21 protein-coding genes and 1 pseudogene are annotated in these 18,964 nt (G+C 71.7%); 9 read left to right on the forward strand and 13 right to left on the reverse strand.

What is annotated here, in order from left to right:
- The coding region (locus A6R01_RS10535; protein ID WP_292605618.1) for a HAMP domain-containing sensor histidine kinase at positions 1-1,207 on the forward strand (1,207 nt) is incomplete at its 5' end.
- A 225-nt stretch (positions 1,208-1,432) separates the two neighbouring features.
- Here A6R01_RS10535 and A6R01_RS10540 read toward each other — a convergent pair.
- The 6 genes from A6R01_RS10540 to dnaK all read right to left on the reverse strand — a co-directional run bounded on the left by A6R01_RS10540 (position 1,433) and on the right by dnaK (position 8,157).
- Entirely contained in the window at positions 1,433-2,395 is a 963-nt protein-coding gene (locus A6R01_RS10540; RefSeq protein WP_292605620.1) for an Abi-alpha family protein, read from the reverse strand.
- Positions 2,392-3,708, reverse strand: a complete 1,317-nt coding sequence (locus tag A6R01_RS10545; RefSeq protein ID WP_292605622.1) for a hypothetical protein — start codon at positions 3,706-3,708, stop codon at positions 2,392-2,394. Before A6R01_RS10545 ends, A6R01_RS10540 begins: the two co-directional genes overlap by 4 nt.
- Before the next feature lie 132 nt (positions 3,709-3,840).
- A complete protein-coding gene (locus A6R01_RS10550) occupies positions 3,841-4,287 on the reverse strand; it encodes a MerR family transcriptional regulator (protein WP_292605624.1) in 447 nt (148 codons plus the stop codon).
- A 16-nt stretch (positions 4,288-4,303) separates the two neighbouring features.
- Positions 4,304-5,485 (reverse strand): molecular chaperone DnaJ, encoded by a 1,182-nt coding sequence (gene dnaJ / locus A6R01_RS10555; RefSeq protein WP_292605679.1) that lies wholly within the window; start codon positions 5,483-5,485, stop codon positions 4,304-4,306.
- Positions 5,486-5,587: 102 nt separating this feature from the next.
- On the reverse strand, positions 5,588-6,301 hold the full coding sequence (gene grpE / locus A6R01_RS10560) for a nucleotide exchange factor GrpE (RefSeq protein WP_292605626.1): 714 nt from the start codon (positions 6,299-6,301) through the stop codon (positions 5,588-5,590).
- A complete protein-coding gene (gene dnaK / locus A6R01_RS10565; protein ID WP_292605628.1) occupies positions 6,298-8,157 on the reverse strand; it encodes a molecular chaperone DnaK in 1,860 nt (619 codons plus the stop codon). Before dnaK ends, grpE begins: the two co-directional genes overlap by 4 nt.
- Before the next feature lie 167 nt (positions 8,158-8,324).
- Between dnaK and A6R01_RS10570 the strand changes: the two genes are divergently transcribed.
- Positions 8,325-8,867, forward strand: a complete 543-nt coding sequence (locus tag A6R01_RS10570) for a GNAT family N-acetyltransferase (protein ID WP_292605630.1) — start codon at positions 8,325-8,327, stop codon at positions 8,865-8,867.
- 97 nt (positions 8,868-8,964) lie between these two features.
- Here the strand turns inward: A6R01_RS10570 and A6R01_RS10575 are convergent, their stop codons facing one another.
- The gene (locus A6R01_RS10575) at positions 8,965-9,408 is read right to left on the reverse strand and encodes an NUDIX domain-containing protein (RefSeq protein WP_292605634.1); all 444 of its coding nucleotides are present in this window, start codon (positions 9,406-9,408) and stop codon (positions 8,965-8,967) included.
- A 91-nt stretch (positions 9,409-9,499) separates the two neighbouring features.
- On the opposite strand from A6R01_RS10575, the pseudogene A6R01_RS10580 reads away from it, so the two are divergent.
- Together A6R01_RS10580 and A6R01_RS10585 are read left to right on the forward strand one after the other, a co-directional pair.
- A pseudogene (locus tag A6R01_RS10580) lies at positions 9,500-9,925 on the forward strand (DUF429 domain-containing protein); the annotation flags it as partial.
- Between the two features lie 199 nt (positions 9,926-10,124).
- Positions 10,125-11,096, forward strand: coding sequence for a (p)ppGpp synthetase (locus tag A6R01_RS10585; protein WP_292605636.1), 972 nt, complete (start codon positions 10,125-10,127; stop codon positions 11,094-11,096).
- A gap of 36 nt (positions 11,097-11,132) precedes the next feature.
- On the opposite strand, the gene A6R01_RS10590 is transcribed toward A6R01_RS10585, so the two are convergent.
- Together A6R01_RS10590 and A6R01_RS10595 are read right to left on the reverse strand one after the other, a co-directional pair.
- The gene (locus A6R01_RS10590) at positions 11,133-11,603 is read right to left on the reverse strand and encodes a LysR substrate-binding domain-containing protein (RefSeq protein WP_292605638.1); all 471 of its coding nucleotides are present in this window, start codon (positions 11,601-11,603) and stop codon (positions 11,133-11,135) included.
- Positions 11,513-11,932, reverse strand: a complete 420-nt coding sequence (locus A6R01_RS10595) for a LysR family transcriptional regulator (protein ID WP_292605640.1) — start codon at positions 11,930-11,932, stop codon at positions 11,513-11,515. The genes A6R01_RS10590 and A6R01_RS10595 overlap by 91 nt, the downstream gene beginning before the upstream one ends.
- Positions 11,933-12,008: 76 nt before the next feature.
- Between A6R01_RS10595 and A6R01_RS10600 the strand changes: the two genes are divergently transcribed.
- A complete protein-coding gene (locus A6R01_RS10600) occupies positions 12,009-12,758 on the forward strand; it encodes an amino acid racemase (RefSeq protein WP_292605641.1) in 750 nt (249 codons plus the stop codon).
- 90 nt (positions 12,759-12,848) lie between these two features.
- Positions 12,849-13,694, forward strand: a complete 846-nt coding sequence (locus A6R01_RS10605; protein ID WP_292605643.1) for an aldo/keto reductase — start codon at positions 12,849-12,851, stop codon at positions 13,692-13,694.
- A gap of 58 nt (positions 13,695-13,752) precedes the next feature.
- Here A6R01_RS10605 and A6R01_RS10610 read toward each other — a convergent pair whose 3' ends face one another.
- From A6R01_RS10610 to A6R01_RS10625, 4 genes are all read right to left on the reverse strand, one after another.
- A complete protein-coding gene (locus A6R01_RS10610) occupies positions 13,753-14,274 on the reverse strand; it encodes a hypothetical protein (protein ID WP_292605645.1) in 522 nt (173 codons plus the stop codon).
- Positions 14,274-14,849: a hypothetical protein gene (locus tag A6R01_RS10615; RefSeq protein ID WP_292605647.1), complete on the reverse strand. Its 576-nt coding sequence runs from the start codon at positions 14,847-14,849 to the stop codon at positions 14,274-14,276. Before A6R01_RS10615 ends, A6R01_RS10610 begins: the two co-directional genes overlap by 1 nt.
- A 91-nt stretch (positions 14,850-14,940) precedes the next feature.
- Complete coding sequence (locus A6R01_RS10620) at positions 14,941-15,438, reverse strand: nitroreductase/quinone reductase family protein (protein WP_292605650.1); 498 nt, start codon at positions 15,436-15,438, stop codon at positions 14,941-14,943.
- Entirely contained in the window at positions 15,438-15,869 is a 432-nt protein-coding gene (locus tag A6R01_RS10625; protein WP_292605652.1) for a nuclear transport factor 2 family protein, read from the reverse strand. The genes A6R01_RS10620 and A6R01_RS10625 overlap by 1 nt, the downstream gene beginning before the upstream one ends.
- A 49-nt stretch (positions 15,870-15,918) precedes the next feature.
- On the opposite strand from A6R01_RS10625, the gene A6R01_RS10630 reads away from it, so the two are divergent.
- From A6R01_RS10630 to A6R01_RS10640, 3 genes are read left to right on the forward strand one after another with little or no spacing between them, the layout of a single operon-like run.
- The gene (locus A6R01_RS10630; protein WP_292605654.1) at positions 15,919-16,797 is read left to right on the forward strand and encodes a TIGR03619 family F420-dependent LLM class oxidoreductase; all 879 of its coding nucleotides are present in this window, start codon (positions 15,919-15,921) and stop codon (positions 16,795-16,797) included.
- A gap of 15 nt (positions 16,798-16,812) precedes the next feature.
- Entirely contained in the window at positions 16,813-18,033 is a 1,221-nt protein-coding gene (locus A6R01_RS10635; protein WP_292605655.1) for a hypothetical protein, read from the forward strand.
- Positions 18,030-18,869 carry an SDR family oxidoreductase gene (locus A6R01_RS10640; RefSeq protein WP_292605657.1) on the forward strand — a complete coding sequence of 280 codons (840 nt, stop codon included), beginning with the start codon at positions 18,030-18,032 and terminating at the stop codon, positions 18,867-18,869. The genes A6R01_RS10635 and A6R01_RS10640 overlap by 4 nt, the downstream gene beginning before the upstream one ends.
- Positions 18,870-18,964 lie beyond the last annotated feature (95 nt).

The following is an 18,964-nucleotide window of genomic DNA, read 5'->3' on the forward strand; positions in this document are numbered from 1 at the left end:
GGACGCCTCCGAGAGCATGGCCCCCCTGGCCCCCACCTTCGGCGAGGCCGACCCCCAGGCGCGTGCGGGTACGTCCCCACAGCCGCTCGCGAGCGGGGCAGCCACCGGCCACGTCCCCGCCCCGGCCTCGCCGAGCTCCCCCTCCACCCCCGGCGGCGTCTCGGCGTCCTCGATCTCGTGGTGGCAGGCGATGAGCATGGCGCCCGTCGGCATCCTCGAGCTCGCCGACGAGCCGTTGTTCCGGATCGTCTACGCCAACACCACCGCGCAGCGGCTGCTGGTCAACAAGACCAGTCCCGGCACCCCGCTGGGGTTCAGCGCCCCCAACCTCGCGACGCTCGTGGCCTACCACCGTCTCGACGCCGACGCCTCGTTCGAGGTCGAGCTCGAGGGCGGCACCTGCCGGGCCACCATCCGGCGTACGGGCTGGTCGCTGCTGGTCTACCTCGACTCCACCTCCGACGACGTGGCCCTGCTGCGCCGCGCGATCGCCACGACCGCCCACGAGATCCGCGGCCCGGTCGCGGTCATCTGCGGCATCGCGGAGGCCAGCGGCTGGGACGGCGAGGAGCAGCTGGACTCCGAGATGCAGGCGCGGTTGATGTCCTCGGTCGCCCGTCAGGCGCGGATGCTGGACTCGATCACCGCCGACCTGCTGACCGCCGCCCAGATCCAGCGCGGCACCCTGCGCATCGACCTCACGCCGCTCGACCCGCGCACGGTCGTGGAGTCGGTGGCCGGGGACCGCTACGGCATCGACGTCGAGGTGGTCGTCGAGGACGACCGGATGGTCCGCGCCGACCCGCTGCGCCTGGAGCAGATGGTGAGCAACCTGCTCGGCAACGCCATCAAGTACGGCGAGGCGCCGTACACCATCCGCATCCGGCCCGACGGCGAGCAGGACGACCACGTCGCCATCGACGTCGTCGACCGCGGTGCGGGCGTGCCCGAGGAATTCCGCGCCCAGCTGTTCAAGGAGTTCTCACGTGCCACCGGCACCGTCGCCACCGGCACGGGCCTGGGCCTCTACGTCGTGCGGACCCTCGCCGAGGCGCAGAACGGCGACGTCTCCTACCGACCGGGCCAGTACGGCGGCTCGGTCTTCACGATCTCCCTGATGGCGGTCGCCGAGCCGCCGCTCTCCGAGCCGCCCGTGGAGGGAGCGGGCGGACCGGCCCTGCAGGACCCGTCTCCAGACCAGTCCTAGAGCCGTTCCGCAGTTCAGGGAGCACCGACCCCTGGCCACCCCCCGGGCGGGGGCGTGGTCAGGGGTCCGGGTCACCTGTGAGCGCAGCGAGCAGGGGAGCCGGGGGGCGTCCGAGCCAGCGGCCGAGCGTGCGAGGCCGCGTCGGCGAGCAGGTCGAGCAGCGGCGCGCCTGGGCTCGCGAAGGCGCGACCGGCGTGTCGAGACCGCAGTGAGAAGGTCGGAGACCTACTCCCCCGACGGCTCGCCGTTGTGGGCCTCGGGCGGTGCCTGGTGCTCGGGGAAGGTCTGCCCGGCGGCCTGCTCATCGACCAGCACGGTGCGGCAGAAGTCCTCGCCGAACGGCGTCAGGTGGATGCTGCGACGCACGACCTTGGCGAACTTCACCGAGTGCATCGCGGCCAGCACGTCGGGCTGCGCCTCGAGCACCTGGTACTCCATCGGGTCGCGCAGCGGCTCGCGGCTGAACCAGACCAGGCCCAGGCGGTGCAGGTTGTTGAGGTACGCCGGAACCTGCTCGACGTAGCGGGCACCCGACCGGGCCCCGATCATCGTCAGCCCCGGTGCGATCAGCTGGCTGGAGACCATCCCGATCGGGCCGCCGGTGCGCACGTCCACGCTGGGCTGCGGCCCCTTCTCCAGCAGCAGCAGCAGGATCCGGGCCTCGTCGGGGGCCAGCTCCCCCAGCATCCGTTCGTACGCCGGATGGCCGGCCTCGCTGGACCACACGTCCCGGGAGCGCTCGAGCAGCTCCGCCCCCCGCTCGCGCAGCGACTGGGCGCGCGGCTCCTCGGCGTCCACGAACCCGCCGGGCACGACCGGGCTCGCGGGGCGGCCGGCCGGTTCGCGGACCGCTCCGAGCGACTCCGCGGCACGCAGCAGCGCGGTGCCCACCGGGGTGCCGCCGCTCACCGCCCGGGCGAGGTCGGAGACGACCTGGGCCGCCTCGGTGGCCTCCTGGGCCAGGTGGGCCGCCTCGTCGCGGTCGGTGGCCGCCCGGGCGAGCCGCTTGGCGGAGCGGACGTAGCTGCGCACGCCCCACTCGCCGGTGTGCCAGGCCGCGGACGCGGCGACACGCGCCAGGCCGGGCAGCGCCTCGACGACGGGGGCGACCTGCTCCGACAGCGCGCGTGGGGGCTCGCCCCCACCACGCACGGAGGACTCGGGACGACGCTCGGTGCCGTTGCTCATCCGCCGGACACCCCGAAGATCCACAGGTGCAGGAAGCCACCGGCCAGCCCCATGATCGCGCCGTGGGCGTAGAGCATCCACTCGTCCTCCTTGATCGCCGAGCGCATCATCTCCACGAAGTCGCGGGGTGGCAGCTCCTTGGTCCGCCGCGCGATGAGCACCCTGATCTTCTCCGACTGCTGCCTGCTGAACTCGGGGTCCTTGAACGGGGTGAGCGTGCGGCTGACCGCCTCCTCCGCGACGCTGTCGCGGATCGTGTCGAAGCGCGCCGGGCCCATCGCGACGCGCACGGCAGCACGGGCGGGGCCGGCGGCCTTCTCGATGGCCGGGCGCAGCGCCGTGGCCAGCATCTGCCGCGTCCGGTCGCCGCTGGGGCCCTCGAGGATGAAGTCGCCGATCCGCTCGAGGGTGATGACGTCCTCGGCGATGATCCGGGCGTAGACCTCCGCGGCCTCGTCCTGGCGTCGCAGGAACAGCCCGTGCACAGGGATGCCGAGGATGCGCTTCGGCTCCGGCGGCTCGAAGATCAGCCACATGCCGAGGGCGTTGGTGATCCACCCGACGATCACGCCCATCACCGGCAGCGCCCACCACAGCCCGAAGATGCTGTCGATGAAGGCGACCGGGATGCCGAGCAGGAAGCCGAAGACGAAGCCGAAGGTCACCATCAGGTTGAGCTCGCGCTGGCCGAAGTCGCGGAAGATCCGCACCACCAGCGAAGGGTTCTCGCGGAAGTGGTCGATGACCATGATCTTGGGGTCGAGGATCTGGTCGATGTGGACGCCGATCTCGTGCGTCACGTTGCCGACCACGCTCGGGAGCTGGGCCTGCACCCGGTCGATGACCGCCTGCCGGACCGGTCGGGGCAGGTCGCGCCACAGCCGCGGGTGCTCGCGACGCATGACCTCGTCGACGAGCTGCGGCAGCTCGGGGCGGAACACCGTGACGATGTGCTCGGCGATCTTCTCGGGCTCGAGCTGCTGGTAGAACTCCGCCGGCGTGCCCAGCTTGGCGATCGCCTTGTCGACGGCGATCGAGCCCATCTTGGCCGCCCGGGCCGGCACGATCCCCTGCCAGCCGATGCCGCCCTGCAGGACGCCGGGCACCTCCTGGACCTTGCGCGGCAGCACGCTCGCGAGCTCGCGCATCCCGGGGATGCGCACGCCGCGGAAGCGCACCGGGCTGAAGAGCATCACCAGGCCGGACCAGTTGATCAGCCAGCCCACGACGCCGGTGAAGACCGGGATCGTGAGGAAGTGGACCCAGTGCACGTGCGAGGCCCAGTCCCGGACCCACTCGAGCAACCAGTCCACAGCGCTTCCCCTGCCGTCCCGCCCGACGCCGTCGTCGGCCGTGCGCGAAGGCTATCCGGCGCAGCGTCCCGGCGACAGGGGTCCGGAGCGTTGTCTGCGACACGGTGTCTCAGACAGAGACAGCCGCAAGACTCACCGCTGGCGGCGCCAGACGACCAGGGACGAGCCCGGGTCTGGGCCGCGCAGAACCGGCAGCCGGTTGGTCGGGGCCGCGCCGCGGGGGTCGGTACGCCGCTGGACCAGCGCCTGGCGCAGCGCGTCACGCGTCGCCTCCAGCTCGGCCTGCAGCTCCTCGTTGCGCTGGGCGAGGGCGGTGACGCGGTTCTCGAGGTCGAGGATCCGGCGTACCCCCTCGATGCCGATGCCGGAGGAGGTGAGCTCGGAGATGACCCGCAGCAGCTCGATGTCGCGCTGGGAGTAGCGCCGCCCGCCACCGCCGGTGCGGCCGGGGGTGATCAGGCCGAGCCGCTCGTAGGTGCGCAGAGTCTGCGGGTGCAGCCCGGAGAGCTCGGCGGCGACGGAGATGACGAAGACGGCAGCGTCCGGGTCGGCGCCGTACGGTCCGCGTCCGCGGGTCATGTCCGACACCTCCCGCTCACGACTGGGCCTGGTCGAAGAGGTTGGAGCGCAACGGCTTGTCGGCCGTCGCGATGCGGTAGGCCTCGAGGGCCGCCCGTGCGTCGACGTCGAGCACCGCGGGCACCTGCACCTGCACGGTGGCCAGCAGGTCGCCCTTGGAGCCGTCGGCCTTGGTGGCGCCCTTGCCGCGCACCCGGAAGGTGCGGCCGTTGGGGGTGCCCGCGGGGATGCGCAGCGTCACCGGCGAGCCGCCCAGCGTCGGGATCTTCACCTCGGCGCCGAGCGCGAGCTCGTCGAAGGAGACCGGGACGTCGAGGGTGAGGTTGTCGCCGGAGCGTCCGAAGACGCGGTGCCCGGAGACCTTCACGGTGACGTAGAGGTCACCGGCGGGCCCGCCGTTGGCGCCGGCGCCGCCCTTGCCGCGCAGCCGGATCCGCTGGCCGTCCTTCACGCCGGCGGGGATGCGGGCCTGGATGGTCCGCGAGGAGGCGCCGCGCCCAGAGCCGTGGCAGGTGGGGCAGGGCTCGTCGTACAGCAGCTGGCGGCCGCCGCAGGCGGGGCAGGTCTCGTTGAGGGAGAAGCCGCCGCCCATCGAGCCGGTGACGAAGCCGCTGCCCTCGCACTGGGCGCAGACGTGCGGCTTGGTGCCGGGCTTGCCGCCGGTGCCCGAGCACGTCGAGCAGGCGGAGTCCGAGGTCAGCCGCAGGGAGATGGTGACGCCGTCGATGGCGTCGGTGAAGGAGATCGTGGCCGTGCTCTCGAGGTCCTGGCCCTTGGTCGGGCGCGGACGCCCGGCGCCTCGGCGGCCGCCGCCGAAGCCACCGCCGAACAGGTCGCCGAACATGTCGCCGACCCCGCCGCCGCCCCCGCCGGCGCGGTCACGCAGCAGGTCCTCGAGGTTGATGCCCTGGCCGCCGCTCCCGAAGCCGCCGCCCCCGCCGAAGCCACCGCCGAACCCTCCGGAGGCGACCATGCGGCGGAGCTCGTCGTACTTCTTGCGCTTCTCGGGGTCGCCGACGACGTCGTAGGCCTCCGCGATCTGCTTGAACCTGTCGTGCTTGGCGGTGTCGCCGGGGTTGGAGTCGGGGTGGTTCTCCCGGGCGAGCCGCCGGTAGGCCTTCTTGATGTCGTCGGCGCTCGCGTCCTTCTTCACGCCGAGCACGGCGTAGAAGTCCTTCTGCGCCCAGTCCGGACGCATGCCGTCGTTGTCGTTGCCCGCCACGGGGGAACCTCCCTTCGTCTCAGTTCTTCAGTGCGCTTCTTCGGTGCGCTGTCAGGGTGCGCTGTCAGGGTGCGGCGGTCAGGACCCGGCCGGGTCCACCACCAGCACCTGCGCGGCACGCACGACCCGCTCGCCGATGCGGTAGCCCGCCTTGGCGATCACCTTGCAGGTCGTGACCTCCACGTCGGGATCCTCCCCGATGTGGGAGAGCGCCTCGTGGAGGGTGGGGTCGAACGCGTCGCCCGGCGCCCCGAAGCGGGTCAGGCCCGCCGAGGCCACCGTGCGCTCGAGCTGGTCGACGACCGACTTGAAGCCGCCCGTCACCTCCTCGTGCTCGCGGGCCCGGTCGATGGTGTCGAGCACCTCGACGATGGGGGCGAGCGCGGCGTACGTCGCGTTCTCCTTGATCAGGTCACGGTCCCGGTCCACGCGCCGCTTGTAGTTGACGAACTCAGCCTGCAGCCGCTGGAGGTCCAGCGTCCGCTCGGCGAGCTCGGCCTTGAGCGTGGCCACCTCGTCGTGGGCCGCGTGCAGCGGGTCCACGTCGAGCGCGCCGCCGTCGTCGGCGGCGTCGCCGGTGGCCCCGTCGACGGCGTCGCCCTCGGCGGCGCTGTCGGAGGTGGCCTGCTGCTCGGCCGGGGGGGGCTCGACGGCGGGGTCGCCGCCCTCGGCGCCCGCCTCGACCTCGGTGTTCTCGGTCATCGTTGCTGCCTCCTCACCGAAGGACCCCTGACCGGGGGCCGCGTCCTGCGGCCCTCGGTCGGCGGTGCCCTCGTGGTCGGGCTGGGTCACTTGCTCTCGTCCTGACCGTCGGCGTCGACATCGTCGACGACCTCGGCGTCGACGATGTCGTCGTCGCCCTCACCGGTGGCGCCGGTGGTGCCGCCCGCGGCGGAGGCGTCGGCTTCGGCAGCGGCGTACATCGCGGCACCCATCTTCTGGCTGGACTCGCCGAGCTTGGTGACGGCGGCCTGGATCTCCTCGGCCGGGGCCTCGGCGTTCTCCAGGACCGACTTCAGCGCGTCGACGTCGCCCTGCACCTCGGTCTTGACGTCCTCGGGGAGCTTCTCGTCGTTGTCGGCGAGGAACTTCTCGGTCGTGTAGACCAGCTGCTCGGCCTGGTTGCGGGTCTCGACGGCCTCGCGACGCTTGGCGTCCTCCTCGGCGTACTGCTCGGCCTCCTTGACCATCCGGTCGATCTCCTCCTTCGACAGCGCGGAGCCGCCGGAGATGGTCATCGACTGCTCCTTGCCGGAGGCCTGGTCCTTGGCGATGACGTGGACGATGCCGTTGGCGTCGATGTCGAAGGTGACCTCGATCTTCGGCACGCCGCGCGGGGCCGGCGGCAGACCGGTGAGCTCGAAGTTGCCCAGCGGCTGGTTCTGGCTCCACATCTGGCGCTCGCCCTGGGCGACCTTGATCTCCACCGACGGCTGGTTGTCGTCGGCGGTGGTGAAGATCTCCGAGCGCTTGGTCGGGATGGTGGTGTTGCGCTCGATCAGGGTGGTCATGACGCCGCCCTTGGTCTCGATACCGAGGCTGAGCGGGGTGACGTCGAGGAGCAGCACGTCCTTGACCTCGCCCTTGAGGACACCGGCCTGCAGGGCCGCGCCGTCGGCGACGACCTCGTCGGGGTTGACGCCCTTGTTGGGCTCCTTGCCGCCGAGCAGCTCCTTGACGAGCTCGGTGACGGCGGGCATGCGGGTGGAGCCACCGACGAGCACGACGTGGTCGATCGAGGAGATCGAGACGCCGGCGTCCTTGAGCACGGCCTGGAACGGGGCCTTGGTGCGCTCGAGGAGGTCCTGGGTCATCCGCTGGAACTCGCCGCGGGTCAGCCGCTCCTCGAAGTGCAGCGGGCCGGACTCGCCGTGGGTGATGTAGGGCAGGTGGATCGTGGTCTCGCTCGAGGAGGACAGCTCGATCTTCGCCTTCTCCGCGGCCTCCTGGAGGCGCTGCTTGGCGATCTTGTCGGCGGCGAGGTCGACGCCGTTGTTGTCCTTGAACTTCTTGACCATCCACTCGACGATCCGGGCGTCCCAGTCGTCACCACCGAGGTGGTTGTCACCGGAGGTCGCCTTGACCTCGACCACGCCCTCGCCGACCTCGAGCAGGGACACGTCGAAGGTGCCGCCACCGAGGTCGAAGACCAGGATCGTCTGGTCCTCGCCCTTGTCCAGGCCGTAGGCCAGGGCCGCAGCGGTGGGCTCGTTGACGATGCGGGAGACGTTGAGGCCCGCGATCTCGCCGGCCTCCTTGGTCGCCTGGCGCTGGGCGTCGGAGAAGTACGCCGGCACGGTGATGACCGCGTCGGTGACCGTCTCACCGAGGTAGGCCTCGGCGTCGCGCTTGAGCTTCTGCAGGATGAACGCCGAGATCTGCTGCGGCGTGAAGTCCTTGTCGTCGATCGACTGCTTCCAGTCGGTGCCCATGTGGCGCTTGACGGACTTGATGGTCCGGTCGACGTTGGTGACGGCCTGCCGCTTGGCGACCTCACCGACGAGGACCTCGCCGTTCTTGGCGAAGGCGACGACGGACGGGGTCGTCCGCGCGCCCTCGGCGTTCGCGATGACGGTGGGCTCGCCACCCTCGAGGACGGACACGACGGAGTTGGTCGTACCCAGGTCGATGCCGACGGCACGGGCCATGGTTGCTACCTCCACGATGAGTTGGTGCTGGGGAAGATCCGGGGATTCGGAGCCAGTGTGCGTCGCTCCCGAGCTCCAGGCAAGTTACTTGAGTGGGATTGACTCAACTTTCTTCACTGGTCTCAATGCATTGGCGCTCGAGTTCATTCCCGTGATCGGGTGCCGACATGGGAGAGCTCCTGTTGCGACCGCTGACCGTCGACGACGAGGCGGCCGCCCGCGCCGCGCACGAGGAGCTCGCGGCCGACGACTTCGCCTTCCTGCTGGCCCAGCGCCGGGAGGAGGGGGCGCCGCCGGAGACCTGGGCGGAGTACGTCGCCCGCCTGGAGGAGCAGCGGCACGGCCGCCGCCTGGACCCCGGGTTCGTGCCCGCCTCGTTCCTGGTCGCCGAGGTCGACGGCGAGATCGTCGGCCGGGCCTCGGTGCGCCACGAGCTCAACGAGTTCCTCGCGACCTGGGGCGGGCACATCGGGTACGGCGTGCGGCCGGCGTACCGGCGCCGCGGCCACGCCACGGCGATCCTGCGCGGCTGCCTGGCGCTGTGCGCCGACCTCGGCATCGAGCGCGCCCTGGTCACCTGCGACACCGACAACGTCGGCTCCGCGGCCACCATCGAGCGCTGCGGGGGCGTGCTCGACCCCGAGCTTCCCGTCGCCGAGGCGACCGAGGCGGTCTCGGCCAAGCGCCGCTACTGGGTCCCCACCACCTGACGCCGAGCCGGCGTATTGATACGCCGGTTCGATGCCGGTCGAGCCGGCGTATCAATACGCCGGTTCGGCCCTTGCGGGGGTCGCCCGAGGGGACCGCTCAGCGCAGGATCAGGCCCGCCATCCGCAGCCCCACGTCGACCACGGAGACCCGGTCGAGCCCGGCGATCTCGGAGAGGTGGAACCAGGCGGCCTCGTCGGTGCTGCCGTCGAGCTCGTGGGTGAGCTCGCCGCCGACGACGTGGGCGCGGTAGAGCACCCGGAAGGCCTTCATCGGGCGGTCGGTCGAGGCGCTGCGGCGCTCGGCGGGGAAGACGTAGGAGTCGACGCCGAGCAGCTCGTCGAGCTCGACGTGGTAGCCGGACTCCTCCAGCACCTCGCGGACCGCGCCCTCCTCGGCGCGCTCGTGCAGCTCCAAGCCGCCGCCGGGCAGCGTCCACTGCCGCCGCGAGCCCTCGTTCCACAGCGCGAGCAGCACCCGACCCTCGTCGTCGGTGACGACGGCGTAGGCCGCCAGTCGGGTGTCGTACTCGGTGTAGTGCACGCGGCCATTGTGTCAAGGACCCCCCAGCCACCGTGGCGTCGGTCCCGGCACGCCGGCCCCGCACCGCCCACCGGTGCGGCAGGCTGCGGTCATGAACTTCATCGGCGTCGACCTGGCGTGGGGCGACCGGAACCCGACCGGCCTGGCGGTCCTCGACCGCGACGGTCGCCTGGTCCACGTCAGCGCCGTGCGCAGCGACGACGAGATCGTGACGGCCCTGACGCCGTACGCCGGGGACGAGTGCCTGGTCGCCGTCGACGCACCGTTGGTCGTGGTCAACCCCACGGGCAACCGGCCGGCGGAGGCGCTGCTCAACCGCGACTTCGCGACCTTCGACGCCGGGGCGCACCCCTCCAACACCGGCAAGCCCGAGTTCCGCGGGCAGCCGCGCGGGGCGCGGATCGCCGGGCGCCTGGGTCTCGACATGAACCCGCGCTCGGGCCGGCGGCGGCGCGCGATCGAGGTCTACCCGCACCCCGCGACCGTCGTCCTCTTCCGGCTGGGCAGGACGCTGAAGTACAAGCAGCGGTCCGGCCGCGACATCGAGCAGCTGCGCGGGGAGCTGCTGGTGCTGATCGGCCTCCTCGAGGGGCTCGCCGAGGCGGACCCGCCACTGCGCCTGACCGGAGACGCCCCGGGCGCCGCGGCCTGGGAGGGCCTGCGGCGGGCGGCCGAGCGCGCGGGCCGCAAGAGCGAGCCTGCCGCACCGGTGGGCGGTGCGGCGGTACGCCGAGGACCACGCCGCCGTCACCGAGGCCACCGAGCGGTACGTCGAGCTGGTCACGTCGATCCTGGACGAGGCCGGCATCAACTACCTCACGGTGACCGGGCGCGCGAAGTCCGTGGCGTCGTACGCCGCGAAGGTGGCGCGGACCGTCGACGGCCGGCCGGTCTACCCCGACCCGCAGCGCGACATCACCGACCAGATCGGGCTGCGGGTGATCACCTACGTGCACAGCGACGTGCAGGCGGTGGTGGACCTGCTCGACGACCAGGTCGCGGTGCACGACGACCGGGACCTGGGCGAGGAGACGGCGAGTGAGGGGCGGTTCGGCTACGCGAGCCGGCACCTGCTCGTCGGGCTGCACCCCGAGCAGGAGGGGCGACCCGAGCACCGGGCCCTGCGCGGACGCCAGGCGCAGGTCCAGATCCGGACCGTGCTGCAGCACGCGTGGGCGGAGTTCGAGCACGACATCCGCTACAAGGGCTCGATCCCCGAGGAGCACGTCTCGGAGTTCGACCGCAGGTTCACCCTCGCGGCCGGGCTGCTCGAGCTCGCCGACCGGGAGTTCACGGCGATCCGCGACCGGCTGCGCGAGGGGACCGGCGACCAGCCCGCGGAGCCGGAGGACGACGACCCACGGCTCAGCCCGCGCGACCTCGCTGCGTTCCTGGCCGGTCAGTACCCCGACGCCGGGTGGTCGCGCACCGAGCACTACGCGTGGATCGCACGCACCGTGCTGGAGCTCGGCATCACCTCGCTGAAGGACCTCGGCGAGATCGTGCGACCGGTGGACACCGCGACGCTGATGGAGCGCATGGACTACCGCTACCCGCCGGGCGCCGTCCGCCGGCTCGACGACGCGCTGCTCTGGGCGCTCGGGGAGCGCTACGTGGAGCTGCAGACCAACCGCGAGCGCGTCGACGCGCTGCGGAGCAGGTTGGCCAGGATGCGTCCTCCCACGTGAGGACGAGCCCGGTGGGCGGCCCCTCCCGACCGGGGGTCACCCACCGCCGACGACGGTGACCAGCTCGCGCAGGAGGGCCGCAGTGGCCGGCACCTGGTCCGCGCCGGGACGGTGCGCGACGCCGACGACGCGGTGCCCGAGCGCCGGCTCCTCCAGCACGCGCACCTCGGGATGCCGGTACGCCGTCAACGCGGACTCCGGGAGGGCGGTGACCCCGAGCCCGCGGGCGACGAGGTTCTGCACGACCACGTAGTCGTCGGTCTCGTGGCGCAGCGCCGGCTCGAACCCGGCCTCCCGGCAGCAGTCGACGAGGTGCACCCGGCAGCGCTCGCAGCCTCCGATCCAGTCCGCGCCGGCCAGCTCATCCAAGGACGACACCGTGCCCGCGGGCGGGAGCACCAGGTGCACCGGCTCGGTCAGCAGCGGCCGCCAGACGAGTGACCCCAGACCGACCGGCTCGGCGTCGTACCCGAAGACCAGGGCGAGGTCGGCGTCGCCGGCCCCCACCGCCGCCAGCGCCTCGGGCGGCTCGGCCTCGACCAGCCCGACACCAGCCGCACCCGCCCCGCCCGCAGCTGCGCGAGGGACGCCAGCTCCTCCTCCGCGGCGTGCAGCTCGGCGGCCACCGCGTCGGCACGGCGGAGCAGCACCTCCCCCGCCTCGGTCAGCGACGTCCCGGTCGGGCCGCGCAGCACCAGCGGGAGTCCGACGGAGCGCTCGAGCGCGGCGAGGTGCTGGCTCACCGCCGGCTGGGTCCAGCCCAGCGCGCGTGCTGCCGCGGTCAACGAGCCGGCACGGGCGACCTCACGGAAGACGAGCAGGCGGCGCGGGTCCATGACCCAAGTGTGGCTTATGGGTCCGGCAACGAGGTCAGGGATTCCTTATCGGGCGGCCGCGACCGACGATGAGGGCATGAGCGAGCGCCTGCGTCCCCTGGGTCTCATCGGCGGCATGTCGTGGCACTCCACCGCGACCTACTACCGCCACCTCAACGAGCGGGTCGCCGCCGCACGCGGCGCGCACGCGTCGGCCCGGATCAGCCTGCAGTCGCTGGACTTCTCCGAGGTGCGGGCCTGCCAGGTGGCCGACGACTACGCCCGCTCCGGGCGGATGCTGGCCGAGGCCGGACGGGCCTGCGAGGCCGGCGGCGCGGAGGTCCTGGCGATCTGCACCAACCTGATGCACCGCAACTACGACGACCTCGTCGCCGCGGTCGACGCCCCGGTCCTGCACATCGCGGACGCCGTCGCCGAGGCGGCGCTGCGCGCGGGTCACCGCAGCGTCGGCCTGCTCGGCACCCGCCCCGTGATGGAGCTGGACTTCTACGCGACCCGGCTGGCGGCGTACGGCCTCGAGGTCGTGACCCCGGACCTCGAGGATCGGCTCGAGGTGGACCGGGTGGTGTTCGAGGAGATCACCCAGGGCGTCTTCCGCACGACCTCGCGCGATCTCCATGTCGACATCATCCGACGGATGTCCGACCGCGGCGCCGACGTGGTGGCCCTGGCCTGCACCGAGATCGGGCTGCTCGTCCCGGCGGAGGCGGCACCGCTGCCGGTCCTCGACACGGCCCTCGTGCACGCGGACGCGCTCGCCGACCTGGCGCTCGACCCGAGCCTCCCGCTGCCACTGCCGCGGCCGCCCGTTCCCGCCCGGGGCTGAGGCGACACCTGCGCGGGCTGTGAGAAGGCTTTCACCGGGTCCACCGGGCGGGTGGTGAATACCGGTCGACCCACTGGTGTTGTGGGGAGCATGACCGTTCCCACCATCACCCTGAACAACCAGACAGAGATCCCGCAGCTCGGCTTCGGTGTCTTCCAGGTGCCGCCCGAGCAGACCGCCGACACGGTGAGCACCGCCCTGGAGGTGGGCTACCGCCACATCGACACCGCGCAGATGTACCAGAACGAGCAGGGCGTGGGTCGCGCGCTGGCCGACTCCGGCATCCCGCGCCGCGAGCTCTACGTGACCACCAAGCTCGACAACGGCTTCCACGCCCCCGACGACGCCCGTCGCTCCTTCGACCAGTCGCTCGAGGCGCTGGGCCTGGACCACGTCGACCTGTTCCTCATCCACTGGCCGCTCCCGACGCTGTACGACGGTGACTACGTCTCCACGTGGCGCACCCTCTCGGAGTTCGTGGCGGACGGCCGCGCCCGGTCGATCGGCGTCTCGAACTTCCAGCCCGCCCACCTGGACCGGATCGTCGCCGAGACCGGCGTCATCCCGGCCGTCAACCAGATCGAGGTGCACCCCTACTTCTGCAACGAGGACGCCCGGGCCGCCTCCATCCGCCACGGCGTCGAGGTCGAGGCCTGGTCGCCGATCGCCCAGGGCGCGGTCCTCGATGACGAGGTGATCGGCAAGATCGCGGCCGCCCACGGCAAGACCCCGTCGCAGGTCACCCTGCGCTGGCACGTCGAGCGCGGCGACATCGTCTTCCCCAAGTCGATGAAGCGTGAGCGCATGGAGGAGAACTTCGCGATCTTCGACTTCGAGCTGAGCCCGGAGGAGATCGACGCGATCAGCGCGCTGGACAGGGGCGAGGACGGTCGTCGAGGCCCGAACCCGGACACGTTCGACTACGTGCCCGCCTGAGGCACCCGCTCACCAGCACGTCGCCAGCGCACCGCTGGACCGCACCGGGCCGGGGAGGTCAGCCACGCAGCAGCGCGGCGATCTCCTCGGCCTGGCTGCCGTTCCAGGGGCCGCTGACCTGCAGTGAGCCGCCCACGACGCCGGCGATCATCGGCGCGCTGATGACGACCCCGTCGGCGACCAGGGCGACCTGGGAGTCCGAGGACGCGGCGTCGGAGGTGAGGTCGGACATCGCCTGCGCGGCGTCGTCGTCCAGGGCGATCTCGACCAGGTAGGAGTCGGTGGCGGCGCGGAGCTCGACGCTCACCACACCACCGTCGACCGCCGCCTCCCCGAGCCGGTAGCCGACACCGTCGAGCGCACACGCCTCGACGTCCTCCTCGGCAGGAGCGTTGCCGGGCCGCTCGAGGTCGGCCACCGCACGGTCCCCGAGCGCGTCGCACGCGAGGCCGTCGGCCGCACCGAGGACCGGCCGCACCTGCAGCCCCCGGGACGGGGCCGACGTCTCCTCGCCCGCGCAGGCCGTGAGGGCCGCCGTGGCCACGAGCGACCCGACGAGCAGGGCGGCCCGGCGGCGCATCAGCCGACCGTCACCTTGATCTCGTTGGACGCCAGCCCGCTGTCGTTGTCGACCACGCGGAACCGGTTGACGCCCTGGAAGCTGGTCTGCACGAAGGTCGAGAACGTCTCGTTGCTGACGACCGCGGTCACCGGGAAGTCCTGCCACCCGCCGCCGGAGAACTTCTGGACCTGCAGGACCGAGCCCTCACCGCCGGGGTAGACGCCGGTCAGGTCGATGTTCTCCATGACCCCGACGGAGGTCTGGCCGGCCGAGAGGGTGATCTCGTCCTCCCGGGCCTCCTCGGTCTCGGTCTCCTGCGGCTGCGAGGGCTGCTCCTGCCCGGCCTGCTCCTTTTCCGACGGCGCCAGCGTGATGAGCGGGCCGGACGGACCGTCGGTGGGCGAGGGCTTGGGCAGGTAGAAGTCGACGTCGTCGGAGACGGTCTCGGTGCTGGGGTCCTCGCCGATACCGAGGAAGCGGGTGGCGCCCAGCGCCACACCACCGAGCACGAGCCCGACGACCAGGCCCACCGACACGAGGGCGACCAGCCCCGTCAGCACGGGGTGGTCCTCGGTCCGGAGCCTGTCGATCACGCGCCCATCATCGCGGAGACGTCCAGCCCTTCCAAGCCGGGTCCCCACGGCGGGCGGGGCCCACCGGGGGCTCAGTGGGGCTCACCGGGGCTCAGCGGGGCGAGAGGACGACCACGGGGATGTCGCGGTCGGTCCACACGGCGTACTTCGCGAAGTCGGCGTACAGGTCGACCAGCAGCGGCCACAGCCGCTCCTTCTCCGCGGAGTCCGCCCGGTGCGCGTGCACCGGCACGCGTCGGCGACCCGGCAGGCTCACCTCGCAGTCGGGGGCGGCCATCAGGTTGTGGAACCACTGCGGGTTCTTCGGCAGCCCCCCCTGCGAGGCCACGATCACCAGGTCGGCGTCGGGCCCGTCCCCGTAGGGCAGGTAGAGCAGCGGCGTGGTGAACGCGGTGCCGGACTTCCGGCCGACGTGGTGCAGCAGCAGCGTCGGGACCGGCTTCCTCCAGCCGGCACCGATGCGCCAGTACCTGCCGACGCGGCCGTTGGTCGCCTTGAACACCGCCACCTGGATCTTGGCCATCCACTTGATGGCCGTGACGGTGCGCGGGTTGTCGAGGCCCGGGGGCCGCTCCTCGGGGAGGCCCATCACAGTCCCCTCTTCCAGACGACCTCTTCGACGAGCTTGCGCGAGCGCCAGCCGTCGGGGGTGCGGACCATGGTGTGGTGGTAGAGCCCGCCGACCTCGACGATCTTCTCCCCGCCCTGCCCGTCGGACATCGGCATCGGGTTGTCGAAGTAGGCCACGCACTGCAGCTCGTCGGCGCCCGCGACCCACGGCACCTCGACCTGGCCGATGGTGTGCATCCGCTTCGGGAAGAACGCGGGCAGCATCTCGGCCAGCCAGGGCTTCACGACCGCGTAGGTGTCGTGGATGCCGCCGGACTGCACGTAGTCGATGTCGGCGTCGGCGGTGAAGACGGTGTCGAGCCTGTCCCAGTCGCCGGTGTCGATGGCGCGGGTGTAGCGGGTGACGACGTCGGCGATCTCGAGCCGGTCGCTGATCTCTGCGAGGTCCACGACACGGCACTCTGGCAGAAAAGTGGAACACGTTCTAGTCTCATGGCTTATGCGGTTCACCTACGCCGAGGCGATGACCCAGGCCTCCTACTACGCACCCCTGGCCCAGGCCGCCGAGGCCGCCGGCTACACGTCGATGACCGTGGCCGACTCCCTGATCTACCCGGAGAGCTCCGACAGCAAGTACCCCTACACCGACACCGGGGACCGCGAGTTCCTCGACGGCAAGGAGTTCATCGAGACGATGGTCCTGTGCGCGCACCTCTTCGCGCACACGACGACGCTGCGCCTGACGCCGTTCGTGCTGAAGCTGCCCGTGCGCCCGCCGGTACTCGTGGCCAAGCAGGCCTCGTCCCTGGCGCACCTCTCCGGCGGCCGCCTCGGCCTCGGCGTCGGGCTCTCCCCCTGGCCCGAGGACTTCGACGCCCTCGGCGTGCCGTGGGAGAAGCGCGGCAAGCGGATGGACGAGTGCATGGACATCCTCAAGGGCCTCACCACGGGCGAGTTCTTCTCCTACTCCGGGGAGTTCTACGAGATCGAGTCGCTCAAGCAGTGCCCCGGTGCCCCGTCCCCGATCCCGCTGCTCGTCGGCGGCCACGTCGACGCTGCGCTGCGCCGCGCCGTCCGCAAGGGCGACGGCTGGATGCACGCGGGCGGTGACGGCGAGGAGCTCGACCGGCTGCTCACGCGGCTCGCCGAGATCCGCGAGGAGGAGGGCGACACCCGCGACGACTTCGAGGTGCACGTCATCTCCTACGACGCCTACACCGTCGACGGCATCAAGCGCCTGGAGGACAAGGGCGTCACCGACTGCATCGTCGGCTTCCGCGTGCCCTACATCAAGGGCCCCGACACCGAGCCGCTCGAGACGAAGATCAAGCACCTCGAGCAGTACGCCGAGAACGTCATCGCCAAGGTCAACGGCTGAGCCGGGGCTGATCCGATGTCGCACGCACCCCACGGCATGGAGCCGGCGGCCAACCCCGAGGTCGACGGCACCGACGGCTCCTGGGACCTCACTGCCCCCCTGCGCGAAGCGATCGCCGAAGGCGAGAGGCTGATCGCCGCCGCACCGTTCATCCGCACCGAGGCCGACCTGCTCGAGGGCTACGACTACCTCGCCGGGCGCATCCGGATGGCGATGCAGACCGCCTTCGACTACGACCTCGACCGGCCGCTGTTCGTCCAGCCCACGCACCAGTTCTCCCGCCAGGGCCTGGACAACCCCGACGCGATGTACTTCAACGCCTACCTGCGCGAGGGCGTCGAGTACGTGATCCGCGGGCGGCGGGGCACCTCGGCCGACCTGTCCTTCCAGGTCATGGGCGGTGCCTACACCGCGGACTCGGCCGCCACCTCGCTGATGGCCTTCGACGACCGCGAGCTCGAGCGGGACGCCGAGGGCAGCTTCGAGTTCACCTACACCGCCGAGCCCGGCGCCAAGACGCTGATCGTGCGCGAGGTGTTCTGCGACTGGGACACCGAGGAGCCCGGCTGGATCTCCATCGAGCGCGCCGACGCCCTCGGGGCGGCCGCGAAGCCGCTGACCCGCGCCCTGCTGACCAAGAAGTACGAGGTCGCGGCCCGCTCCATCACCTCCTCGATCCGTACCTGGTTCGCCTTCCCGCACTGGTTCCAGTACGCCGAGGAGGCCAACACCCTCACCGCGCCGGTCTCCACCCCCGGTGGGCTGGCCTCCCAGCGCTCCTCGATCGGCCACTACGAGCTGGGCGAGGACGAGGCGATGGTCGTCTCGGTGCCCCGGTGCGACGACGCGGCGTACCAGGCGATCCAGATCGGCTCGGACTGGTACGCCTCCACCGACTACGAGACCCACCAGACCTCGCTGACCAAGGCGCAGGCCGAGACCGACCCGGACGGCGTGATGCGGTTCGTGGTCAGCGAGAAGCCGCCCTCGGGCGACCCGGCGGCGCCGTACCTCGCCAACTGGCTGGAGACCACCGGCCACCGCACGGGCTCGATGATGCTGCGCTGGCAGCGCCTCGAGCGCGACCTCGGCCCCGAGGACGGGCCGAGCGTCGAGGTCGTGAAGCTCGGCGACGTCGCGTCGCTGCTGCCGCACCTCACTCCCCTCACCCACGAGCAGTACGCCGCGCGGATCGCCGCCCGGCAGCGCCACATCGCGAGAAGGATGATCAGTTGAGCCAGCTCGGCTACGCCGCCGCCCACGACACCTCCATCGAGGACCGCTACACCCCCGCGCCCGTGCTGGCCGGGAAGGTCGTCGTCATCTCCGGCATCGGCCCCGGCCTGGGCCGGTCGCTGGCCGTCGAGGCCGCGAAGATGGGCGCGAGGCTCGTCATCGCCAGCCGCACCGAGGAGCGCCTGAAGGAGGTCGCCACCGAGGTCGAGGCGCTCGGCGCCGAGGTGGCGATGGTCGTCACCGACGTCACCGACGAGGACTCCCGCGCCAACCTCGTCGCCCGCTCCCTGGAGGCCTTCGGCCGCGTCGACTGCGTCATCAACAACGCCTTCGCGATCCCGCCGATGGACCCGATCACCCAGATCGACCCGAAGAAGCTGGCGAAGGTCAACGAGACCAACGTCTTCGCGCCGCTGCGGCTCTCGGCGCTCTTCGCCGACGCGCTCGCGGAGTCCAAGGGCTCGATCATCATGCTCAACTCCTGCGTGGCCTTCTCCAGCCAGCCGGAGTACGCCGGCTACAAGCTGTCCAAGGGCGCCCTGGAGCACCTCGCCTCCTCGCTGGCCACCGAGCTCGGGCCGCGCGGCATCCGGGTCAACAGCGTCGCGCCGTCCTACATCTACGAGGACGTCAACCGCGGCTACTTCGACTTCCTCGCCGCGGTCGAGAGCAAGACCCACGACGAGGTGTACGCCGAGAAGGCCGCCCCCACGGATCTGAAGCGGCTCGCGTCGTCGGAGGAGGTCGCCCGGGCGACGCTGTTCCTCGCCTCCGACCTCGCGTCGGCGGTGACCGGCCAGATGCTCACCGTCGACTGCGGCGAGTTCCACGACTGAGAGGGGTCTCGAGGCTCGCTGCGCTCGCACCTCGACCATCGGGGGCGAGCCGGCGGTCGAGGTGCGAGGAGCGCCAGCGACGAGCCTCGAGACCC

The organism is Nocardioides sp. REDSEA-S30_B4 (assembly GCF_001627265.1).
Lineage (GTDB): Bacteria > Actinomycetota > Actinomycetes > Propionibacteriales > Nocardioidaceae > Nocardioides.